Genomic DNA, 21,423 nt, shown 5'->3' on the forward strand with positions numbered 1-21,423 from the left:
GAGCAGATCACCCCTTTGGTGGACCTCAGCTGATGCCTGAACTTTCGTCCGTCTTACGATTGGGGCTCTGTTGTCAGTTTGCGGCTGAGCCGATCAAATTTCGCACGACGACGGCCACCGCCATGCTTCGCCTTTCGAAGGGGGAGCGCCTGGATCGCCTCGCTGGGCTATGCCAAGCCAACGCCGAGGCTCTCCAAGCGTCTCTGGAATTCTGTACGGCAAATGGAATTGGTGCTTTTCGAATCAACAGTCAGATTCTGCCAGTTAAGACGCACCCCGAGGCAGGATACGAGGTCGAGGAACTTCCTGATGCCGATAGCATTGTCGCGCTATTTCGCCAATGTGGCGAGTTCGCCCGGTTGAAGGACATTCGTCTCTCGTTCCATCCTGATCAATTCGTGGTGTTGAACTCGCCCAACCCACGAACAGTGGCTCATTCCCTTTCGGAGCTGGCCTATCAGGCTGAAGTAGCCGAATGGGTGGGAGCCGATACATTAAACGTGCATGGTGGCGGAGCGTATGGCTATAAGCGCTCGGCTTTGGCCAAACTCCAAACGTCGATCGAAAACCTACCCGAGTCTGTTCGGACGCGGCTGACGCTTGAGAACGACGATAAGGTTTACACGCCCGCCGACCTTCTGCCGGTTTGCCTCGCGACCGGGGTGCCCCTGGTTTACGACGTCCATCATCACCGATGCTTACCCGATGGATCGAGCATTACCGAGGCTACCGATCTGGCCCGGACGACTTGGAATCGGGAGCCGCTTTTCCATATTTCCAGTCCGTTGGACGGTTGGAATGGACCTAAGCCGGAACGCCACCACGACTACATTTCCATCGACGACTTCCCTTCCGAATGGTTGGGATGGCCGCTCACGGTGGAGATCGAAGCCAAGGCTAAAGAACTGGCCATAGCAAAACTCATGCGGGACCTTCACGAAAAATAAAAAAAGTTGGGCCATGTTGTCCTATTTCGCATCGCTCAAACGATTAATCTTCGATCATGATTCGAAAAACCTTTCTTTGCGCCCTTTTGCCGTGCCTGACCGCCCTCTCGCAAGCCCAGGCCCACATCAAAGATGTGGTCTACATGAAGGCGGGCGGCGCGGCATTCACGATGGACGTCCTAAAGCCGGCCAATCCGAACAAGGCGGCAGTGGTCTTTATGATCAGCGGCGGGTGGGTTTCTGACCATGCGATGCTTCAGAGCTTTGGACCCGGCCTTGAGAAGACCTTCGTTGACGCTGGCTTCACCGTTTTTGAGGTCGTTCATGGTGCCCAACCGAGGTACAAGGTTGCCGAGATTGTGGATCAGGTTCGAACGGCGGTCCGCTTCGTACATTCCCACGCCGAGGACTATGGCATCGATACGAACCGCGTTGGGATTTCCGGCATCAGCTCAGGCGGTCATCTCGCTTTGATGGTTGCGGGCTCGTCCGATTCCCCGGTTAGTGCCGTGGCCGCGATCGCTCCTCCGACCGACTTAGCCAACTGGGGCAAGCCGTCATTCCTCTTCACCGAAGAGCCTCAATTGGCGGTGTTCGTCCCGGCGGTAGGGCTGGACCCGAAGACCCCGAAGGATGCACAGATCGCTTTGGTCGAAAAACTGTCGCCGATCTCATTAGTAAGCGCAAGCTTCCCGCCAACGCTGATCGTTCATGGCGATGATGACAAAATCGTGCCGATTCAGCAGGCTAAGACGATGGATGCGGCGCTGGCTAAAGCGGGGGTCGATCACAAGTTGGAAGTTATTCCGGGCGGTGGGCACGACGACAAGACGTTTGGCCCCGGGTTGCTGAAAGCGCTTGAGTGGTTCAAAGAGAAGCTGTTGAAGTAGGTCAAGCTAAACCAGAGGGCAGATGATTAAGCTACTCCTTACCGACTCGGGCATCAAGAACCAGTCTATTCACGATGCGCTCGTCGGGATGCTTGGCAAACCAATTGAGGAGTGCAACGTCCTCTGCATCCCGACCGCTGGGTACGGTCATCCGCAAGGCAGTCCCCAGGGCGCGTATCGCTTTGTCAGTGGGCGCGAGGACCGTTGCCCAATGGTCGGGCTCGGTTGGAAGTCGGTTGGCATTCTGGAACTGACCGCGCTCCCTAGCCTCAACCGAGAGCGCTGGATGGGTTGGATTCAGGCTTCCGACGCACTACTGGTGAATGGGGGAGACGCGCTCTACTTGGCCCATTGGATGCGCGAGTCAGGGCTAGCTGACTTATTGCCAAGTTTGGACGAAAAGGTCTGGGTGGGTTTGAGCGCCGGAAGCATGGTAATGACGCCTCGCATCGGATCTGACTTCGTCGGCTGGGCACCCCCGAGCGGCGGCGATCAGGCGCTTGGGATTGTCGACTTCTCCATCTTCCCCCATGTTGGCGCGCAAGGATGCGACTGGAACACGTGGGAGAACGCTGAGAAATGGGCTGCAGAAGTCGGCATCAAGGCCTATGCAACCGACATTCAAACGGCGTTCAAGGTCGTCGATGGAGTGGTCGAGGTTATTTCAGAGGGGAGCTGGAAGCTGTTTAATAGCTGAACGCGGGGTGCTCGGGCATCTCACAGCTAGAGTTATCTCGGTATAGGTCTTGCTCGTTCGGACGCTCTCGATTCGCTACGCTCATGACCCTTCGGCGGGGTCTTCGACTTCGCTCCAGATACCGCTTCACCGCGCTCGCGGCGCTTCGCTAACGAACCCCAACTGCTACGCACTTGGCAAATTCTCACCAGCCCAATCTCTAAAATATCAAAGCCCCATGGCCAAACAGCAATGGGGCTTTGATATTTTGGTACTCCGGACGGGATTCGAACCCGCGACCTTCGCCGTGAAAGGGCGATGTCCTAACCGCTAGACGACCGGAGCAGACGAGATATTATGACCTAGAACGAGGGCAAAATGCCAGTACGGGCTTAGGAATTTGAATCCTTGACCTTCGGATCCGGGTTGGAATCGTCTCGCTGATTATCCTTCTCTTGATCCAGCTCGCCCGGCGTCGGAAGGTCGAGTTTCTTTGCTTCGCTCTGCGAAATGATGCGCTTTCCGAAGAGGAATCGGTTGCCGTAATAAGTTTCGTTCAGAGAGCTTTCCATAACCCGTCCACCGCCTGAAGAGGCATGAACGAACTTCTGGTTGCCGATGTAGATGCCGACGTGGCTGATGTAACCGCGGGTGTTGAAGAAGACGAGATCGCCGACTTTGAGGTCCCATCGGCCGACTTTCTTGCCGCGCTGAGCCTGCTCGCGAGCCGTTCTCGGCATGTTGATTCCGATCGACTTGAAGACCTGGAGGACGAAGCCACTACAATCGGTATAGCTTCGATTGGCGCTGCCGTAGTTGTAGCGCACTCGCGCATTCTCAAACTTCTTGGCCTCGTTGATCATGGCCTTGATTTTGTCGCCGTGGACAACATCGGTCTCCATGGATCGCTCGTGGCCGGGGAAGCTCACATAGTCGCCGCTCACCCAACCGACCGTGCCGCCCGAGAACTTGAGCTTGAACCAGTCCTTATGCTCTTCAATAATCTCAGCTTGACCGCCGCTTACCTTCGTGATCGTGGAGTTCGTGACCGACGGGCCTCGTCGGATATTGACACCGTCGCCGATCAGGCTCACCATCACCGGAGCCGGACCAGAATCAGGCGTCGCGTTGGCGGTCTTCGGATCAGGGTCGATGGACGTTCGCTCACCGGTGGCCGAGACTTCCACTGTGTTTTCAGGAAGGGGGCCGGTCGGCTTGGTATCGGCAGGCTTGGCCGCTTCGACCGGCTTCTTCACGTCTTCGGTCTTGTCCTTGGCTGGCTCTTTGCTCGCCACCACAGGTTCGGGCTTGGCCACAACCTTCGGTGCGTGCTTGCCGTCCTTGTAGTCAAAATTGTCCGGGAACGAGAGGAAGTCTTTTCGCACCCAACCGATAGTTCCACCCGAGAATTTGAGCTTGTACCAGTCATTCCAATGGTCCACGACCATTGCTTTGCCGCCGCTGACCTTGCCAGCCGAAGAGTTCGAGGTCGACGGGCCTTTTCGAATATTGACGCTGTCACCAACGACGCTCACGTAGCGGGTGAGGCCATCGGTGGATTCGGCTTTGGCGAGAACTGCCTGTGGGACCGGATCGAGCTTGATCGGAGTGACCTTGGCTTTGGAGGCGGTCGTCGTTTTGCTCGCGACCTTCAGGAATTCGTCCTTCACCCAACCGATGGTGCCGTGCTGAAATCGAAGTTTGTACCAATCGCCTTGATGGGCGAGGATGGCGACATCGCCGCCGGAAACTTTAGTGACGACCGAGGCGGACGAGTCGGGTCGCGACCGAACGTTTACGTTCGCGCCGGTAACAGTGCCACGGCCGATAGAGGGAGCGGGAGATTCGCTTTCGGTATACCGTCGGCCACGATCGTAGGTCTTGCTGGTGGCCTTGCGGTTGATCGTCGATTTGGAACTGGACGACTTGTGCGAGCTAGAAGATTTCTGCTTGCTTGAGTGGGAAGACTTTTTTTGGTGCGAACCCGAGGACTTTTTGTGCGGTGATGCAATTCCGGTTGAAATTAGCGTCACAGACAACGCGGCAACGAGTACGCTCTTTATCAAAGTCCCTCTCTCTCCCCTGCTGGATCGCCCGATTTCTCAAGCAATCCTCATTACTATACCCGAATCAACCTGGTAAACGTTCCAGCACCCGGTAAAATTATGGGGATTTGAAGCTGAGCGTTGTCATCGTCAATTGGAACACGGCTTCATTTCTCCGAGACTGTCTGACTTCCCTCTTCCAATCCCAGGTTGACGGCGGGTTCGAAGTCATCGTTGTCGACAACCGATCGAGCGACGACAGCGTGAAGGTGGTTCGCGACGAATTCCCCGAGGCTATCCTTCTAGCTGAAGACGACAACCACGGCTACGCCAAAGGAAATAACCTCGGCATCGCGAGGGCCACGGGCGAATACATCCTCACTCTCAACTCGGATACGGTACTCGAACCAGATGTCCTGGAGCGGTCCATTCAGAAGCTGGCAGGCATGCCGAAATACGGATGCTTGAGCGTGAAATTGATCGGTGCGGACGGCAAACCGCAACGCTCAGTTCGAGGCTTCCCCAGCGTTTCAGGCATCTTCGGAGACCTTTCGGGTCTAGGGAAGCTGTTCCGCAGTTTCGATTCCTACCGCCTGACCCGCTTCGACTACGAGATGTCGCAGGATGCGCCGCAACCAATGGGAACTTTCCTCTTGTTTCGGGGGTCGGTTCTGAAAGACATCCCCGGGCCGTTCGACGAGCAATTCCCGATCTTCTTCAACGAAGTTGATCTCCTTAAGCAGATGGAGGCCAGGGGCTGGAAATGTTGGTACGAAGCGTCGATCTCTATCCGGCACTTTGGCGGCGAAAGCACAAAACAGGTCAAAAAGAGCATGATTTGGGAATCGCATCGAAGCCTGATCCGGTACTTTTCCAAGAACCTGAGAGGTTTGGCGCGAATCTCGCTTCCCTTTCTCACCGTTGCCGTTTGGCTAGGCGCCCTGGTGCGCGCACGAGGTTTTCATGAAGGATTTCGACCTTAGTATTACGATTTGCAGTTGGAATACGGTCGAGGACCTTCGCATCTGTCTGGACAGCCTGCAGAAGATTCGCGACGAGGCGAGCTTCGAGGTGATCGTGGTGGACAACAACTCCGAAGACGGCTCGCCGGTGATGGTCGAGCAGGAGTTCCCGTGGGTGAACCTCCAAAAGATGACCCAAAACCTGGGCTTTGTGGGCGGGCAGAACTATGCGGCTGAGAACCGGCACGGGCGTCATGTTTTGCCGCTCAACTCGGACACCATCGTTCACCCCGGCGCGATCCGTGGGCTTCTCGACTACCTGGAATCGAACCCGGAGGTCGGCGTCGTGGCCCCGAAACTTCTCAATCCAGATGGCTCGCTTCAATACAGTTGTCGACGCTTCCCCAACCCGGTGGCGGCCCTCTTCCGCAACACGCTTTTGGGTCGTCTGTTTCCCAACAATCGATTTACGAAGGACTATCTGATGCAGGATTGGTCGCACGACGCGCCGCGCGAAGTCGACTGGGTCTCTGGTGCCGCCTTCCTCGCCCGCGATACGCTGGTGGCCGAGATCGGGCTGTTTGATCCCGAGTACGTGATGTTCTGCGAAGACGTCGACTTCTGCTTCCAGACATGGCGTCACGGCAAGAAAGTAATCTATCTGCCAGAATTTCAGATTACACACGCGATTGGGCGCAGTACCGACAAGGCGCCGAATCGCATGATAGGCAGGTTTCACCGCTCTATGTTCCGCTTTTACAGAAAGAACATCGTCCCCCAGCAGAGTCTGGTGGTTCGCCCGTTCTCGCTGGCGTTAGCGGCGACCGCGCTATCCGCTCGGGCTTCCCTCTTCATCCTTCGCAATAAGATCGACATTGTGAAAAGGAAGCTGAGCCGGTGAAGAAGTTTCCGCACTGGACCATATTAAGTGTGGCTTTCGGGGCGTTTCTTCTGCCCCTCCTAGGTGGAAAAATCAGTCTCGAAGCGGGACGAATCTCGCCCGAAACCAGCATGCTTCAGGCGATGTTGAACGGACAAGACGCGCCGTTCCTCACCCACTTCTTCCTCTCGCTATTCTTCTTCATTCCGCTGACGGTGACGCTATTCACCCATAAGATTTCCCACGTGGTGAACCTACGGATCACGTTCTGGCTCGCAATGTTCGGCGCGTGTCTTGGAGCTTCGATCCTGGTCACAAGTTTTCCCGCAGTGACGATCCTGTACGTGCTGGAATGGGCCATGATGTCGCTGGCGTTCTTCGCAGTGACGCTATGCTGTGGTCGCAAGCAGTCGATCATTCCAATCTTGAGCCTCGTTGCGGGGATCACTCTGGCCGCGATTTCCGGCATCTTAGAATATCGGGACGCACGGGTTTATGATCCTGGCTATCGAATTTTTGCCCTCCAGATCGGTCCCAACCAGGCCGGGGCCATGCTGGCAGCAGGCACGGTGCTAGCTCTCGTTCTTGCCTTGCGGTACGAACGGCTTCCGCGATTGGCCCTGATTCTGGCTGGCACCCTGCAGTGCTTCGCCTTGGTGCTCACACAATCGAAGGGCGCAATCCTCTGTCTGCCGTTGGGAATCATTGCTGTCCTCATCGGCCTGCTCGTGTTGAAGCCAACCAAACCCGGCACGGCGGTGGCAGTCCTGCTGATACCGCTGGTCCTGACTGGCGGAATGGCGATGGCGGCGCAGAAGGCCGCAACCGCCCAAAGCGGAACGACGGCAATTTCTCGCCTCGAGAACACCGGTGGGGAGGCGGCCCAGTCGGCTGGCTTCCGCAAGCTTCTTTGGGTATCGGCAATCGACCTGACGAAACAGCGTCCATATGGATGGGGATTGGGGAGCTTTTGGTACGAGTCGACTCGCCCCGGCCTCGTCACCCAAACGACGCTGGCCCACGAGACTTTTCTTCAACTCGCCAGCGAGGCCTCGCCGGTCGCGGCGTTCTCGTTGGTCGCCTTTCTCGGCGCCGTGGTCGTGTGGGGCATGCGCGGAATCCGAAAGGTTTCGCCAGATTCGCAGATTCTACTCGTCGGCATCTTTGGCGCGCTGGCCGTGTCGGTCGCCCACAATCTCGTCGACTCCGACATGTACATCTTCGGTCTTGGGTCGATGGTGTTTCTCTTCTGCGGCGCGTTTACCGCTTCTTCTGCCGATTCCCAGGCGCCAGAGTTCATTTTCACCCTGCCAAAAGTCGCCTACGGAATCGCGGCGGTGGTCCTGATTCCCCTTTGTTTGTCTGTCGGGATCGCCGAAACCTTCCGCTCCCGAGCCAGGGACGCCATGGACCACAGCGACCGCCAGGCAATGCTGGACAATGCCAACGCCGCACTTTCCATCACGTTTGCCGATGGCGAAGCCCTCTCCCTTCGAGCCTTGGCCAATCCTAACGAAGCCGATCTCGTGTCCGCGGCACAACTACACCCCTCGCCCAAGGCGTACCGAGCGCTAGCCGATTACTATCTGAATCAAGGCAAGGATCAAGATTGTTACCGAGCCCTCGACAAAGCCCTGGAGCGCGACCCTAACAATGCCAGCGCTCTGCTGAAGTACATGGAGGCCGCGCAGAAGTTCGGCAATATCGAACTTGCGACCAAAGAAGCCAACGCGCTCATCGCTACCGAGACCACGCCCTATTTCACGGTCCGAAGTCAGCCTGAATTCATCCCTACTCAGACCTACGACGCTCGGCTCTTCTTGGCCAAGCAGAGCAAGAGCCCAGCCGAGAAAGTCAAGCTCCTGGAATCGGCGGTGATGGGCTTTATCCAATACCGAGACACCACCGGGCCGGTCGTCGCGCGGAACCTGAAGGCGATGCCCAACGGCAACTTTGGTGGGGAGGATCGCGACACGCTCGAGACCCACTACCGCTTGGCAATCGAAGCCTGTAAAGAGTTGGAAACTCTCCAACCCACGGTTGGGCTCAATTATCAGTTCGACCCGCGGGGAGAAGCCGACAAGTTTGCGGCCGCATTGGAAGCGCTGAATAAGTAGTGCTTGACGATGCCGGCAGCGATAGGCGCGGCAAAGTCTCCGCCCTGTCCCGCCCCCTCGGCGATGACGCAGATGGCAATCTTCGGATTCTGTCGTGGGGCAAAGCCGACAAACCAGGAGTGGGTGACGCCTTCGATTTTGTGGCCAAACTCAGCGCTACCGGTCTTGCCGCCCCAATCGACGCCCTCGATCTGAGCCTTCCTGGCGGTTCCGTTTTCGACGACGTTATGAAGCGCGCCCTGAAGCATGTCCCAGAACCATTCGTCAGCCTTGACGGTATGCAGAATCTCCGGCTTGATGTAAGTCGTCTCGTTGGTGATCGCGTCTCGGATCGCATGGACCAAGTGGGGCCGGTACTGGACACCCCGGTTGGCAACCAGCGCAACCAGGTTGGCCATCTGGAGCGGTGTCGCTGTCACATAGCCTTGACCAATGCCCATCTGCGCTAGGTTTCCAACGCGGAAGGGACGCGGTGGATCGTAGCGATTTCGCCATTCGTCAGTCGGGATGGTTCCGCGAATCTCGCCGGGAATGTCGAGCCCGGTGGGTTCGCCAAAGCCGCAGTCGAGCGCGGTCTGAACCATTTCTTGAGCCCCGGCTTTGACCGCCATTGTGGCAAAGAAGGTGTTGCAGGACTTGGTAAGGGCCTGAGTGTAGCCGATGGTGCCGTGCACGCCTTCGCACCGCATCTTGCTCCGCGCCGAAAAGTGATACGCGCCATCGCAGTAGACACTCGTGTTTTCGTTCAGCACTCCGGCACGGTACGCGGCGATCGAAGTGAGAATCTTGAAAGTCGATCCGGGTGCGTACGCGCCGCCGATCGCACGAAAGACCATTGGCGTAGCCGGATTGTCCTGAAGAGCTTTATACTGCGCCGAGCTAATACCGTCGAGGAATGGGCTCACGTCGTAAGTCGGGTTCGAGACCAGGGCCAGGACCTCGCCGTTGCTGGGATCGATCGCGGCAACCGCGCCGCGGAAACCAAGGTTCGAAAGCGTCTGCTGGGCGTACTGCTGAAGGGAGGCGTCGATGGTCAGGTGAAGCTGTTTGCCGGGAATAGCGGGTTCTTCGGTCTGGAAACGAGCCTTTTTGGTGCCTTCGGTCACATCCTTGCCGGGCGTGCCCATCAGCTCTTTCTCATATTGCCGTTCGACGCCCGCTTTGCCGACATAGTCGGCAGGGTCGATGCCTTCCTCCTGCAGCCGCTTTTCGTCTCGATCCGAAGGCGTCCAAACGTAACCCAGCAGGTGCGTGAAGTCCTTCGTGTCCTTATAGGTCCGCATCGGCTTTTCGTCGATCTCAACGCCAGGAAGGTCGGGAGCTTCGGCGATCTTGGTCGCGATTTGAATGCTGATTCCCGCTTTGATCGGGGCCGGTCGATTTCGCCACGCTTCTTCGGCGATATTGTCGTTAATCTCATCAACCGACATGTCGAGGAGCTTCGACAGCTTCTCAATCACCTCGGGGTGCTTCTTGGCCTCGAATGGCTTCACGGTAACAACCAGTTGGCCCTGTACTCCGGCGAGAATCTTTCCCCGACGATCATAGATCGTCCCTCTCGGCGCGAGCTTAGGAACGATGGATTTGCCGATCTTAGAGGCTTCGTCGACCAGATCGGGCGCTTGGACGATTTGGAGGTACCAAAGGCGGAAGCCGAGGGCGGCGAACAAGGGAAGGATGAGACAGGGGAACCAATACAGGCGGCGGTCGACTTCGGGGCGGCGAGGGGCGTGCAGGACGCTCACTTCATGCCACCGCCTTCATCCGGAGCGTGATGGATCGTGCATTTCTTGCGGGGTCGCTTGCTCTTGAGGAATCGACGATTGATCGTTTCCGGGCAGTAGCGCGTGGCCAACATGCCGGAGTCGGCACAAACCTCTACCTCGACATAGTCGCTATCGCTTGGCTTTTTGGTCTTCGAGTCGTCGGGAGGCTTCGGTCCGTTAGTACCGTTTGTCTTTGTCGGCGGGGCATCGCCGGTCCCCGGGTTCGAAGCGGGATCATTTTTCGGATCGGTCGGCACGGCATCGCCACCATCGGCAGGCGGACCATCGCCGGTGGCCGGTGCGCCGGGACCACCGTCGATCGTCACTCGATTCTGATCGTCGGGATTATCTGCAGGCGCGTTGTTGGCGTCAGTCGCGGCCGGAACCTCAGGCTTCGGCTTGTGCTTCATCTCATCGCTTTCGGCGTGCTTGCTGAAGTCGGGTTTGACATCGCTGCCATACTTCGCGATGGTTGGAATCATGGCCTGAGCCCAAATTGGCGCGGCTGTCGAACCACCGTATTGGTTCATCGGCCTTAGGAGCCACCGATGGTGCTTCCTGTCATACGTCTGATTCGCAACAACCGCGATTCCGATAACGCCTTTTGAGTAGCCACAGAACCAGAGGCTCTTGCCGTCGTTGGTGGTGCCGGTTTTGCCCCGAGCATCGGGACACTCACCCGCTTGGGTACCGGTGCCGCTCGTGACCACTCCCCGCATTAGCTTGTCCATGGTCGCGCAGATGCTCGGTCCGATGCGCGTCGTAACGTATTCCATCTTGCCCTGGTAGACGATATTGCCTTCGGGGCCAAGGATTTCCTTGATGCGATACGGTTTGACTCGCCGTCCGTCCAGAGCGAACACGGAGTAGGCTTCCAACATCTCGATCGGCTTCACCTCGGAAGCGCCCAGTGCGGAGGCGGGATAAGGTTGGATCTTCGAGTCAAAGCCAAAGTCTTCGGTGATCAGATCGGCCGCGCGCTTCGGTCCGATGTTAATCATCGTATGCACGGCGGGAACGTTGATGGAGTTGACGAAAGCGCTCCAAAGAGATACCGAGCCGCCATATCCACCGTGGTTTCGAGGATTGTAGTAGCGTCCGTTGCCCAACGGCCACTTCACCATCTCGTTGGATATCTCGGAGTCTTCATCGTTCAGAACGCCTTCCTTGAGAGCTTCCGAGTAAACAAACGACTTGAAGCTTGAGCCTGGCTGGAGAGGGCTCTGCGTTGTATAGCTGTACTGGTTCTTGCTGAAGTCCCGACCGCCAACGTCGGCAAGGATTCGGCCCTCGCTATCCATGCAGATAAACGCGCCGACGTTTGCCTCGTCGTTGTTGCGAATCTCACGTTCGGTCGACTTCTCCGCCGACTCTTGAAGGTCGGAGTCCAGTGTGGTGGTGATGGTGTATCCACCTTCGGAGATATTGATTCCAAGCTGGTCGAGATCACGCTTGACCGCGGCCACGAAGTATGGCGCCGCGTAAATCTTAGAGAACTTTTGGCGGGCGAAACCGCGAACTTTAGGCTTTTCGGCCTTAGCTTTGTCGTACTCGCCCTGGGTAATCCACCCTTGTTCGAGCATCGTGTTGAGCACGACCTTCTTGTTGAAGTCGGATATTTGATAGTTGCGAACCGGATTTTGGGAGCTTGGCAGGCGAATACATCGGGCGATCATCGCCGCCTCGGCAAGATCGAGGTCTTTTGCTTCTTTGCCAAAGTAGATTTCCGCGGCGGCATTGAGGCCGTAGGCCTGCTCACCATAATAAATCTGGTTGATGTACAGCTCCAGAATCTGATCCTTGGTGTACTTCTTCTCCAAGTTGAAGGCGATCGAAATGTCCTGAATCTTTCGTCGGAAGGTCACTTGGCTCGCCGAGAAAAGCTTCTTCGCCAACTGCATGGTGATGGTGCTTCCACCGCCATCGACTTCACCCTTCGACGCCAGGTGAACGGTTGCACGGGCCAAGCCCATGTAATCCACGCCGTGATGCTCGTAGAACCGCTTATCTTCGGCCGCCAGGATCGCGTACTTGACGTACTCGGGAAGGTCAGATAGTGCGACCGGATCACGATAGATCGGACGAATTTCGTACAGCAGCTTGCCATGCGCACTGTAGATGCGCGAAGGCTTGGAGTTGTATTCCTTGATCTTTTCGTCGATATGCTCAACCAGCGGCTCGACTTCCTGGATGTTTTTGTACATGAACCAGGCGCTGCCCATCGCGCCGACGCAACCAGCGAAGACGAGGGTCAGGAACGTCCACTTGAGGAACTTCACCAAGGGAGAGCTTTGACGCTTCTTCTTCTTGGGTGCGGCTTTCTTCCGCTCGTTTACGACGGTTCGTTTCGCGGTAGCCACGAGTTAATTATAGACTGATCTTAAGGAAAGACCAGGATTGTCAGTCGGCCACTTGGGACGCGAGAGAGCGGAGGCGTTCTTCAGGTTGATCACCAATCAGTACGAGCGTTACTCCGTCCAACGTCCACACGTAGGAACTCAGTTCCCCGCGCTCCATTTTTTTGAGGTCGGCCGGGTTCAAAGTCGATCGGGTCATGAAGAGCGTCAGCCGAGAATCGTCGGTGCCAAAGTTCTGAACGATCACCTTCGAGCCCTTGATGACTCGCGAGTAAACACTTTCTAAGCGGTAGCCTGAGCTTTCGCGAAGGGTTAGCACCGGCATATCGGCGTCCTTGCCTTGCTTGCGAAGTTCGTCGATCGGTCGAACGACCGTCGCGCCACGTCGGCGGATTTCGAAAGTCCCGGGCTGAATTCTCGGGTTGAGGGTGAGAGAAACGAATTCGTACGAACCGGCGATGTTGCCCGTTTGATCGTATAGCACCCGTTTTGTAAGCATTCCCGAGCGGGGCTCGATGTAAATCTGAACGACAGGATTGTTATCCTTATCCGATAGCTGATACTTGGTGCAATGCAGGCCCGCAATCACGCCGCCATTGGACGAGTCGATGTGCAACTCGCCGCCTCGGGCGCTTCGGAAAGCCCCACGGAAGCCCTCAAACTGACGCTTACCGAACGACGGATAGACGCGAATTTCGTTCTTGTCGGGGAAGTAGTGCTTCCGTGAATTTTCGGTTTCGACGATGATTTGGCCGGCAAAGGGGGAAGCCTTGTCGAATTCGACCTTCAGGTTTGGCCCATCCTTCGTCACGAACTCTTTGTGTGTCTCGATGCGCCCGGCTTTGACGTAGGTGACTACGCGGGTGCCGCTGAACCGAAGCCCTCTTGCATGCTCAAATGCTTCTTTGAGTTCAGGCGGAAGACTCAGCCGCTGGTGCTGGACAGGCGCACCGACAGCCAGGGCCGTCAGCAAACCCGCAGATACGACGCTCAATCTCATAGCAGATCGTCTTGATAGCTATAGGCTTCGGTTCCCAATGCGGTCTCGCGCGCAGCGGCGCCGGTGCCGGAAACACTCGCCAAAACCATCGATTCCTCATGAGTTTTGACCAGTTCGGATGCGAACGCGGAAGAAGAATTGGCCACTGGGGTGGTCTTCGGCGAATTCGGTCGCACCATCAACGTAACAACGAGAGTTGCCGCCACTCCAAGCGACAGGGACGAACCCCAGGCATACACTCGGCGGGCTTTTTTCTTGGCCTTCGCCTGCTGCGCCATCGCCAGTTTGGCGTTGAGATCGCTTCTCCACGACAGGCTGAGTTCATCATCGTGGAGGGACTTTACCAACGAAGCAACTTTCTTCTGGTTGTCAGAATTCAGTCGCGACTCTTCGATCGATTCTTCCCTTTTAAACAAATTCATGGTTGAGTCTCCATCAAATCTTTCACCGCATTTTGGAGCTGCGTTCTGGCCAAGAAGAGTCTGCTCTTCACCGTCCCAATCGGAATTTTGAGAGTATCGGCGATTTCCTCATAAGACAGATCTTCTTTGTCGTGCAGAAGCAGCACGCTTCGCAGCTTTTCGCTCATGCCTTCGATGGCTTTATCGAGTCTTTGTCGAAATTCAGCGTCCTCCAGGAGCGCATCCGGTTGCCATCGGTTGTCCGGTACATCGATTTCTTCTTCGATGTCTGGACTGACCTGAAGCGATACCTGCTGCAGTCCTCTATTATGTTTTCGGGCGCGATCGACGCAAAGGTTATAAGCGATTCGGAAAAGCCACGTGCGAACAGAAGCTCGGGCATCGTACCGATCGAAGCTTTGGAAAGCCCGGATAAAGACCTCCTGGGTGATGTCCTCGGCGTCTTCACCGGTGGGAACCATTCTTCGAACGAAACCGAACACTCGATTCTGGTACGTATCGACTAGTTTTGCAAACGATTCGGCGCTACCCGGCTTTATGAATTCATTATCTTCCGAGCGTGTCTGCATCGTCCGCGCGCCTACTCTCCACGTTCCAACATTCGCGTTCATGCAAATGTTTCAAACGTTGGGGAGCGGAAATTGTTCAGTACTGCGTCGCAGGACCTAACAAACTGCTAGGTCCTGCGTGCCGCCCGGCGCTAGAACTTGACGCCGTAGTAGATGCCGTACGCGTTGACCGCCGACGATTCGCTGCCAAAGAACTTAACTTCGACGAACGATGCCGTTTGGCCCGAAGTGAGGTTGAGGCCGACGCTAGCCTGGTAGGCCGCTCGGGCGATGCTTTCCGTTCCGGTTGCGGTCGGCTGCTTGATGAAGCCGAGGCCACCGCCGACGCTCCAAAACGTGTTGCCGTTCTTGGACTGTCCAACGTAGTTCAGAAGGATCGGAATGTGGCGGTAGTTGCCACGGCCATAGTAGTCGAGCGAAAGTTCGAGGCTCGAATCATACATCTCCGAACTTCGAACGTCGCTGATCTTGCGCTGAAAACCGATGCCGTAAAATTCCTTTTCGTTGTTTCGGGTCGAGCCGATGACCGGATAATCGAAACCGATTCGGAAGGTAATAGGTGTCGGATTATCCTGTGCAACCGCCATTGCGCCGAGCATAACGATGGTAGAAACTGCTAACTGCTTCTTCATTACTTCCCCAGATATCACTCCTTTTTATGATAAGAGCTTCAAAATCATAGCACCTTATCCAGTCTTTCGGCTCGCTTTTGCGGACACTCGTAAAATTTCTAGGCTTAATTCAGCGGTTTTAACGAGATCGGCTCGGGAAATGAACTCATCATGGGTGTGAATCTTCTGCATTCCGGTCGCAACGACGATGCTCGGCACCCCCTTCGCATTGAAGATATTGGCGTCGCTTCCACCGAGGGTCGTTCGAAGTTCAGGATCAAGCCCTAGGTTCCGGCTCGCTTCTTGCGCCACCCGGACAACCATAGATTCGGGATCGATGTTATAAGCCGAATAGTGCCGCACATAGTTGAATTCGACTTCGGCACCCCACTTCGCGGCAGCATCGACGAACCGCTGTTTCATGTGCGCGATTTGGTCGTCGAGGGTCTGAAGATTCGTCGACCGCGCTTCCGCTTTGATCGTCACTTCGGCGCAGACCACATTTGCTCCGGTCCCGCCGTGGATGGTGCCAAGGTTGGCGGTGGTCTCCGGGTCGATGCGTCCAATGCGCATACCTTCAACCGCGTCGGCCACGACCTTGATTGCGTTGATTCCGTTCTCCGGGTCCTTTCCAGCGTGGGCAGGCTTCCCTTTTACCGTGATGTCGAGCTTATCATGGTTGGCAGTGCGAGTCACATAAGAGCCAACAGGGGGCCCCGTATCCAACACATAACCAAAATCGAGCCCAAGGTCCTCGATCTTGAGCGCGCCCGCACCCTTGAGGCCGATCTCCTCGGCCACCGTCAACAGAAGATAGATGTCGCCGTGCGGCTCGCTCGACTCACGCAAGGTCAGAACGGCTTCGATGGCCGGAGCCATGCCACCTTTGTCGTCAGCGCCCAGGATGGTGTCCGACGTAGACAAGAACACGCCATCGATCTCTTCGATGACAATACCCGCCGTCGGTTCGACCGTATCGAAATGCGCGGAAAGGTAGATCTTTGGCGCATCGGGCAGAGTCCCCGGAACCTTGACGATGATGTTGTTCGCGTTTCCGCCAATGGCATTGCCGGCTTCGTCCTCGACAAATTCGAGACCGTGCTCAGTCAGGTAAGTCTTCGTCCATTCGATAACGTCACGCTCTTGCAGAGCCGGGGCGTTAATCTTGCACAGGTTCAGAAATAGGTCGACCAGACGCTCTTCGTTGATCACGAGGCAAGTTTATCTCGTCGGCGTAGTTTCGCATGTCGCTGGGGCGGTAGGATTCTCGGTGATGGCGAAACACACGATCACGGTCGAAGGGTACGGCTCGTTCGAAGTTGAAGAAGGGACCAAGTTGGTCAAAGGCATTGAGAACTCGGGAGTCGATATCAGCCACCGTTGCGGCGGCAACGCTCGGTGCACGACGTGCCGTGTGCAATTCTTGTCCGACGAGCCTCCGATGGGCGAGAAAGAGCACGAATGCCTGGAAGAGGACGGTGTGCTGGGTGAGTTCCGCCTTTCGTGTCAGGTTCGAGTCGATAAGGATATGTCGGTCAAGGTTTTGATGCCCGTCAGCCAAGCGGATTGGGACAACCCAGGCGCAGACGTCGAAGACTAGTTTCCGTTTAAGTTGGAAGCCAAGCGATTCAATTTATCGTGGACACGCTCTTTACCCTGCGCCAAGGGCGCAGGGTAAAGAATTCTATGGCTAGAATCACGCCAGAACTGAATTGTGTAATCTCGACAGGTGGATTACGATGACTTCAACCATCGCTTGAAAAGGACTCTTTCGTCGGTAAATGAGATGAGCGACAGCACAAACGTCGTCGAAAAGATTAGCTTCGAGAGCAAAATACAAGGCTCGATGGAGTTTGGACGCCTAAGTTTTGGTACGCACTCGGACGACGAAATCCTTAATCGAATAATGATCGTCTTGCACAACCTCGCTACTCTCAAGGATCACACAAAAAATGCGCTCCGCGCCAAGGGGCATGATCCCCAAATCGTTGAGCCTGCAATTAACAATTCCACACATCTTAAAGTACTTGTAGACATTGTCAACCAAGAAAAACATGGTAGCCAGCTTCGAAATTCGCGCTCTGGCTCAAATCCGAGAATAGCCAATTATTCTCAAAGACTGCGCTTTTCTGTTCCCCCATCAACGGGTTCGGTTGCAGGGATTCATATAGATGCTTCATCTGGAAATCCGATAGTGGCAGGCAACTGCTCGATAATCATTTGGGCTGAAATTGTAGATGGAGGAGGCAAGCACCTTTTCTCACTCGACGAATTGGTCGAAAGTTGTTATGCTGAATTTGGCAGAATTGCAGGCCAATATTTGCAGTAGATGTCCGAAAGATTCGGCGGATACTTAGTCAAACTTGAGGTTAGTCCGCCGCTCGGCTGAGCCTGACACTATACGTTCTCATCTCAAGTCGACCGAGCGCAGACGTCGAAGACTAAACCCTCTCGTACATTCACTAGTTTGGCGTCGTGCTGACGTTGTTACCAGGGTCCTCCAAAGGTCAACCAAGGAATAGGCCCACTGTCATGGTTGATCAGAACGATTTTAGAGGCCAGCGCATTGCGCGTGCCGAGTTTGCCCGTCGCGGAGTGGATATTTCGCGAGCCGACCTTTACGTCATGCACGGTGTGATGTACATGCGGGGTGAGGTTAAGCCCATGCCGAAGTCCAACATTGCCGACATGAATGCCGAGATGGGAATCATTTCCAAGATTCTCCGACAGCGTCCCGAAATTCGAGACATCGTGCTCGAGGTGAAGACGCAGAACGCCGAGATTATCGAGACTGAAGCAGCCGCATAGCCTCGCCAACTAAGTAAAAGCTACCGCAAATGAGGATGTCCTCCGTATCCTCAACCTGACAGGCCGCATCAATTGCGGCCTTTACTGTGTGAAAATTGGTCGCTCGGAACCCCATAGCCTTCAGACTTTCATGAAGCTCCTTGGGGTTCATCGACCGGTGGAAGTCGATGGGCGTTACGTAGAACTCATTCACGAGCCCGCGTAGGTTTCCGTAAAAGTCTTCGGGTGAGTGCCCGGTCAGCATGCCGGTAATGCACACTTTTGGCCGGAAGTCAGCCTCCTTCAGCATGTGCGATAGCACCTTGGCTGAATCAGCATTGTGAGCCCCGTCGCAGAGGAATCGCTTGCCGCCGTACTCCATCAATTGGAACCGACCCGGTAGGTACGCGTGGGCAAATCCTTCTTGCAGCTTGCCCGGATCGCGGATTGCGCCTGCCATTTCAAGCGCGGCATAAGCGACCGCCGCGTTGTGCAGTTGAATCTCCCCAAATAGGCTCGGCTTAACCTCGACCGTACTCCCCGGCGTGCAGATACGGACACCGTTTTCGGTCGCCTCCCAGGTGACCTCACGCCCTACCTTCCATAGTGGCGCATTCATCTTCTTGGCGACCTCCTCGATCACAAGAAACGCCTCATCCGGCATCTCCCCCACCACCACCGGCTTTCCAAGCTTGATGATCCCTGCCTTTTCGTAAGCGATCTTGCCCAGGGTATCGCCCAGAATGTGGGTGTGGTCGAAGCTGATGCTGACGATAGCCGACGCCGCCGGTTCGATGATGTTGGTGGCATCTAAGCGGCCACCCAATCCGACCTCCAGCGCCACCCACTCGCACTGCTTTCGCTTCCAAAACTCAAACCCCAGTGCCGTTTTGAACTCAAACTCGGTCACGCCGCCAAAATCGGTCTCCGAAAGGCTCTCGCCAATCGGCATCAAGTCGGTGGCGATAGCGGCCAGATCTGCTTCCGAAATCATCTCCCGGTTGAATTGAACTCGTTCTCGTGGATCGACGACGTAGGGACTGTAAAACGAGCCTGTTCGATAGCCCTGTTCGATCAGGCAGCTTTGGACCATCGCCGTCACCGACCCTTTACCATTGGTCCCGGCGACATGAATGTATTTGGGCTCTTCACTATCGCCAAGCGAGCCAGTGAGGCCGACTCGACGGGCGAATTCAGCCATCCGATCTAGCCCGAGACGCCACCCGCGAGGAGCCAGCGACGCGATGTAATCTTGAGCTTGATGGTAGTCCAACGACCATTGATTATCCCTTTCCTGGGGCTCAATTCGCCAGAAACCTACGCAATATCTACCTAAAATCCGGGTATCTTTTACCGTTCACAAGTCGGGGCGTGGCGCAGTTGGTAGCGCGCGTGCTTTGGGAGCATGAGGTCGCAGGTTCGAATCCTGTCGCCCCGACCAAATCCTATTCTTCCATTTTCGGAAATACTGCCCAAACCAGGGTTCCTTCCGAAGGATTCTCAAACCCAACGCGACCACCTCGCGATTCAACAATTCGCTTCACGACGGCAAGACCGATGCCGACGCCTCCATCCTGGCGGTTACGGGCCTCATCGACTCGGTAGAACCTTTGAAACGCCTGAGTCTTTGCCTCGGTCGATAAACCCGGACCGAAGTCACGCACCGAAAGCCGAACCTCCGAGTCCATCGGCTCCACCCGCACATCGATCGGGCGATCCGTCGGTGAATAGCGAGCGGCGTTGTCGAGGAAATTGCGAACCACGATCGCCAATTCGTCTTCGGAAACCGAGGCTGATCCTGGCCGACCAGAAAACACGACCCGAGATGCGTCCCAATCTCGACTGATTCTCCAATCGTCGACAATTTGGGCGACAACCAGCTCCAACGCTAACGGCGGAACCGGATCGGAGTCGGCCCTGGCCGAAGCTAAAAGCGTCTCAACGATCGAGCCCAACCGCTCGACCTGGCCCAGCATCGACCGAAGCGCCTCCTCGTGCTGCTCGGGTGTTCGCGGATTCAAGAGCGTGGCTTCGATCCCGGTTCTCAAGACCGCGAGTGGGCTCCTTAATTCGTGAGCCGCATCCGATGCAAACTGCTCCTGCACCTTCGCCGCATGCCGGACCCGCCCAATCATTTGGTTGAGAGACTGAGCAAGATGGGCAAACTCCGCGTGGTCGGTCGTCTCCAGCAGCCTCTCGTCCGACCACGACGAAAGCCGATCGGCCGAAGAAACGAGTTCGGTGACGGGGCGAAGCACCAAGCCTCCGCCGTACCACGCCACGGCTCCGGCAAGAATCGTAATCGGAAGCCACAGACCGGCCAGGACCAGGGCCAACTGCTTCAACCCCGCCTCGGTTTCAAGCCAGGATGACGAGCCGACGACGGTGACATCTTTGTAGTCGATGCCCGCGTACAACTGGTGGCGAATTTTTTGGCTCCCATGCACGAGCAGGAGCGGTTTCACGGACGTGGAGGCAAGCACGGCACCATCGCGAGCGAATACCGTGAATTCCGAGCCGGGAAAATCCTCCTTCTCTTCGGACAAAGACGCGGGCCCGTTCCACTCGTGGGCAACACGCTCCACGCTCTTGCTAAGCTCGGTCAGTCGTCGATCCATTGTCTGACTTCGGACGATGGCAAACACGGCCAAAAAGACCAGTCCGAGTGCGATCGACACGGAGACCGTCAGCATTCCGGTCAGGCGCAGTCTATGGCTCAGGTTCGCGATCTGCAAGAATGTATCCTTTTCCACGCACAGTGTGAATGATCCTCGTTCCCCCGTAGGCTTCCGTCTTCTTGCGCACGTAGTTGACGTAAAGCTCAACGATGTTGTCGTCCCGGTAACCATCGTCGCCCCACACCTTTTGCAGGAGAATTCGCTTTGACAAGACCTCGTCTGGACAGCGAAGAAATGCCTCAAGCAACTGGAATTCGGTCGCCGAAAAATGCAGGTCTCGGTTGCCACGCGTGGCCTTTCGGGCCGAAGTATCGAGCCGAAAATCACCCCAGACGAGTTCGGTGGCCGTATCTCGCGACCGCCTGAGAGCCGCCTTGACTCTCGCCAATAACTCTTCCAGCTTGAACGGCTTGATCAGATAGTCGTCTCCACCCGCCTCGAGACCCCGCACCACGTCCTTCGTCTTATCCTTGGCGCTGAGGTAGATCACCGGAGTCTTGACACCCTGACGTCGCATTTCCTCGACCATCGCGAACCCGTTCATGGCGGGCATCATCACGTCCACCAACATCAAATCGACTTCGCGGCTAAGAGCCAGCCCCTCGGTTCCGTTTGTGGCGCTGGCGCACCGATAGCCGCTTTCCGACAGAACTTGCGTCAAGAGGTTCCCCATTTCCGGCTCGTCTTCCACTACTGCAATCAGTGCGCCCGCCATT

The 21,423-nt window shown here is 56.1% G+C and carries 20 protein-coding genes and 2 tRNA genes; 10 read left to right on the forward strand and 12 right to left on the reverse strand.

Annotation, left to right across the window (positions count from 1 at the left end):
- Nucleotides 1-32: 32 nt before the first annotated feature.
- The 3 genes from uvsE to GC165_14880 are packed head-to-tail and all read left to right on the forward strand — an operon-like array spanning nt 33 to nt 2,534.
- Nucleotides 33-947, forward strand: coding sequence for a UV DNA damage repair endonuclease UvsE (gene uvsE / locus GC165_14870; protein MBI1334152.1), 915 nt, complete (start codon nt 33-35; stop codon nt 945-947).
- Between the two features lie 56 nt (nt 948-1,003).
- Nucleotides 1,004-1,837, forward strand: coding sequence for a prolyl oligopeptidase family serine peptidase (locus GC165_14875; GenBank protein MBI1334153.1), 834 nt, complete (start codon nt 1,004-1,006; stop codon nt 1,835-1,837).
- A 25-nt stretch (nt 1,838-1,862) separates the two neighbouring features.
- Nucleotides 1,863-2,534, forward strand: a complete 672-nt coding sequence (locus tag GC165_14880) for a peptidase E (GenBank protein MBI1334154.1) — start codon at nt 1,863-1,865, stop codon at nt 2,532-2,534.
- 248 nt (nt 2,535-2,782) lie between these two features.
- Here GC165_14880 and GC165_14885 read toward each other — a convergent pair.
- Together GC165_14885 and GC165_14890 are read right to left on the reverse strand one after the other, a co-directional pair.
- Nucleotides 2,783-2,858: transfer RNA gene (locus tag GC165_14885), tRNA-Glu, on the reverse strand.
- Between the two features lie 47 nt (nt 2,859-2,905).
- Nucleotides 2,906-4,579: an SH3 domain-containing protein gene (locus GC165_14890; GenBank protein MBI1334155.1), complete on the reverse strand. Its 1,674-nt coding sequence runs from the start codon at nt 4,577-4,579 to the stop codon at nt 2,906-2,908.
- Between the two features lie 107 nt (nt 4,580-4,686).
- On the opposite strand from GC165_14890, the gene GC165_14895 reads away from it, so the two are divergent.
- Genes GC165_14895 through GC165_14905 form a run of 3 tightly spaced genes read left to right on the forward strand, consistent with a single transcriptional unit; the run spans nt 4,687 to nt 8,517 of the window.
- Nucleotides 4,687-5,541 (forward strand): glycosyltransferase, encoded by an 855-nt coding sequence (locus GC165_14895; GenBank protein MBI1334156.1) that lies wholly within the window; start codon nt 4,687-4,689, stop codon nt 5,539-5,541.
- Nucleotides 5,522-6,421 (forward strand): glycosyltransferase, encoded by a 900-nt coding sequence (locus tag GC165_14900; protein MBI1334157.1) that lies wholly within the window; start codon nt 5,522-5,524, stop codon nt 6,419-6,421. The genes GC165_14895 and GC165_14900 overlap by 20 nt, the downstream gene beginning before the upstream one ends.
- A complete protein-coding gene (locus tag GC165_14905; protein ID MBI1334158.1) occupies nt 6,418-8,517 on the forward strand; it encodes a tetratricopeptide repeat protein in 2,100 nt (699 codons plus the stop codon). The genes GC165_14900 and GC165_14905 overlap by 4 nt, the downstream gene beginning before the upstream one ends.
- Here GC165_14905 and mrdA read toward each other — a convergent pair.
- The 7 genes from mrdA to GC165_14940 form a co-directional block, all read right to left on the reverse strand.
- Nucleotides 8,454-10,262, reverse strand: a complete 1,809-nt coding sequence (gene mrdA, locus GC165_14910; GenBank protein ID MBI1334159.1) for a penicillin-binding protein 2 — start codon at nt 10,260-10,262, stop codon at nt 8,454-8,456. The genes GC165_14905 and mrdA overlap by 64 nt on opposite strands.
- The gene (locus tag GC165_14915) at nt 10,259-12,643 is read right to left on the reverse strand and encodes a hypothetical protein (protein ID MBI1334160.1); all 2,385 of its coding nucleotides are present in this window, start codon (nt 12,641-12,643) and stop codon (nt 10,259-10,261) included. The genes mrdA and GC165_14915 overlap by 4 nt, the downstream gene beginning before the upstream one ends.
- 40 nt (nt 12,644-12,683) lie before the next feature.
- Complete coding sequence (locus GC165_14920) at nt 12,684-13,640, reverse strand: hypothetical protein (protein ID MBI1334161.1); 957 nt, start codon at nt 13,638-13,640, stop codon at nt 12,684-12,686.
- Nucleotides 13,637-14,062 carry a hypothetical protein gene (locus GC165_14925; GenBank protein MBI1334162.1) on the reverse strand — a complete coding sequence of 142 codons (426 nt, stop codon included), beginning with the start codon at nt 14,060-14,062 and terminating at the stop codon, nt 13,637-13,639. Before GC165_14925 ends, GC165_14920 begins: the two co-directional genes overlap by 4 nt.
- Nucleotides 14,059-14,673 (reverse strand): sigma-70 family RNA polymerase sigma factor, encoded by a 615-nt coding sequence (locus GC165_14930; GenBank protein ID MBI1334163.1) that lies wholly within the window; start codon nt 14,671-14,673, stop codon nt 14,059-14,061. Before GC165_14930 ends, GC165_14925 begins: the two co-directional genes overlap by 4 nt.
- Nucleotides 14,674-14,762: 89 nt before the next feature.
- Nucleotides 14,763-15,263, reverse strand: coding sequence for a hypothetical protein (locus tag GC165_14935; protein MBI1334164.1), 501 nt, complete (start codon nt 15,261-15,263; stop codon nt 14,763-14,765).
- A gap of 54 nt (nt 15,264-15,317) precedes the next feature.
- Entirely contained in the window at nt 15,318-16,454 is a 1,137-nt protein-coding gene (locus GC165_14940) for a M20/M25/M40 family metallo-hydrolase (GenBank protein ID MBI1334165.1), read from the reverse strand.
- A gap of 61 nt (nt 16,455-16,515) precedes the next feature.
- On the opposite strand from GC165_14940, the gene GC165_14945 reads away from it, so the two are divergent.
- From GC165_14945 to GC165_14955, 3 genes are all read left to right on the forward strand, one after another.
- Entirely contained in the window at nt 16,516-16,842 is a 327-nt protein-coding gene (locus GC165_14945) for a 2Fe-2S iron-sulfur cluster binding domain-containing protein (protein ID MBI1334166.1), read from the forward strand.
- 129 nt (nt 16,843-16,971) lie between these two features.
- Nucleotides 16,972-17,571, forward strand: coding sequence for a hypothetical protein (locus GC165_14950; protein ID MBI1334167.1), 600 nt, complete (start codon nt 16,972-16,974; stop codon nt 17,569-17,571).
- 203 nt (nt 17,572-17,774) lie between these two features.
- Nucleotides 17,775-18,050 carry a hypothetical protein gene (locus tag GC165_14955; GenBank protein ID MBI1334168.1) on the forward strand — a complete coding sequence of 92 codons (276 nt, stop codon included), beginning with the start codon at nt 17,775-17,777 and terminating at the stop codon, nt 18,048-18,050.
- Here the strand turns inward: GC165_14955 and GC165_14960 are convergent.
- A complete protein-coding gene (locus tag GC165_14960; protein MBI1334169.1) occupies nt 18,025-19,230 on the reverse strand; it encodes a hypothetical protein in 1,206 nt (401 codons plus the stop codon). The genes GC165_14955 and GC165_14960 overlap by 26 nt on opposite strands.
- Nucleotides 19,231-19,394: 164 nt before the next feature.
- On the opposite strand from GC165_14960, the gene GC165_14965 reads away from it, so the two are divergent.
- Nucleotides 19,395-19,470: transfer RNA gene (locus GC165_14965), tRNA-Pro, on the forward strand.
- Nucleotides 19,471-19,474: 4 nt separating this feature from the next.
- Here GC165_14965 and GC165_14970 read toward each other — a convergent pair.
- On the reverse strand, nt 19,475-20,878 hold the full coding sequence (locus tag GC165_14970; protein ID MBI1334170.1) for a HAMP domain-containing protein: 1,404 nt from the start codon (nt 20,876-20,878) through the stop codon (nt 19,475-19,477).
- Nucleotides 20,739-21,422 (reverse strand): response regulator, encoded by a 684-nt coding sequence (locus GC165_14975; GenBank protein ID MBI1334171.1) that lies wholly within the window; start codon nt 21,420-21,422, stop codon nt 20,739-20,741. Before GC165_14975 ends, GC165_14970 begins: the two co-directional genes overlap by 140 nt.
- Nucleotide 21,423: the final 1 nt, after the last annotated feature.

Source organism: Armatimonadota bacterium (assembly GCA_016125185.1).
Taxonomy (GTDB): Bacteria; Armatimonadota; Fimbriimonadia; order Fimbriimonadales; family Fimbriimonadaceae; genus Fimbriimonas.

Excerpts from the sequence above, each read along its gene's own strand:
- GC165_14875 (MBI1334153.1), top strand. The coding sequence starts at position 1,004 with ATGATTCGAAAAACCTTTCTTTGCGCCCTTTTGCCGTGCCTGACCGCC.
- GC165_14945 (MBI1334166.1), top strand. The coding sequence starts at position 16,516 with ATGGCGAAACACACGATCACGGTCGAAGGGTACGGCTCGTTCGAAGTT.
- GC165_14920 (MBI1334161.1), bottom strand. The coding sequence starts at position 13,640 with ATGAGATTGAGCGTCGTATCTGCGGGTTTGCTGACGGCCCTGGCTGTC.
- GC165_14935 (MBI1334164.1), bottom strand. The coding sequence starts at position 15,263 with ATGAAGAAGCAGTTAGCAGTTTCTACCATCGTTATGCTCGGCGCAATG.
- GC165_14900 (MBI1334157.1), top strand. The coding sequence starts at position 5,522 with ATGAAGGATTTCGACCTTAGTATTACGATTTGCAGTTGGAATACGGTC.
- GC165_14925 (MBI1334162.1), bottom strand. The coding sequence starts at position 14,062 with ATGAATTTGTTTAAAAGGGAAGAATCGATCGAAGAGTCGCGACTGAAT.
- GC165_14960 (MBI1334169.1), bottom strand. The coding sequence starts at position 19,230 with ATGGCTGAATTCGCCCGTCGAGTCGGCCTCACTGGCTCGCTTGGCGAT.
- GC165_14930 (MBI1334163.1), bottom strand. The coding sequence starts at position 14,673 with ATGAACGCGAATGTTGGAACGTGGAGAGTAGGCGCGCGGACGATGCAG.
- GC165_14975 (MBI1334171.1), bottom strand. The coding sequence starts at position 21,422 with ATGGCGGGCGCACTGATTGCAGTAGTGGAAGACGAGCCGGAAATGGGG.
- GC165_14970 (MBI1334170.1), bottom strand. The coding sequence starts at position 20,878 with ATGGTTACCGGGACGACAACATCGTTGAGCTTTACGTCAACTACGTGC.
- uvsE (MBI1334152.1), top strand. The coding sequence starts at position 33 with ATGCCTGAACTTTCGTCCGTCTTACGATTGGGGCTCTGTTGTCAGTTT.
- GC165_14955 (MBI1334168.1), top strand. The coding sequence starts at position 17,775 with ATGGTTGATCAGAACGATTTTAGAGGCCAGCGCATTGCGCGTGCCGAG.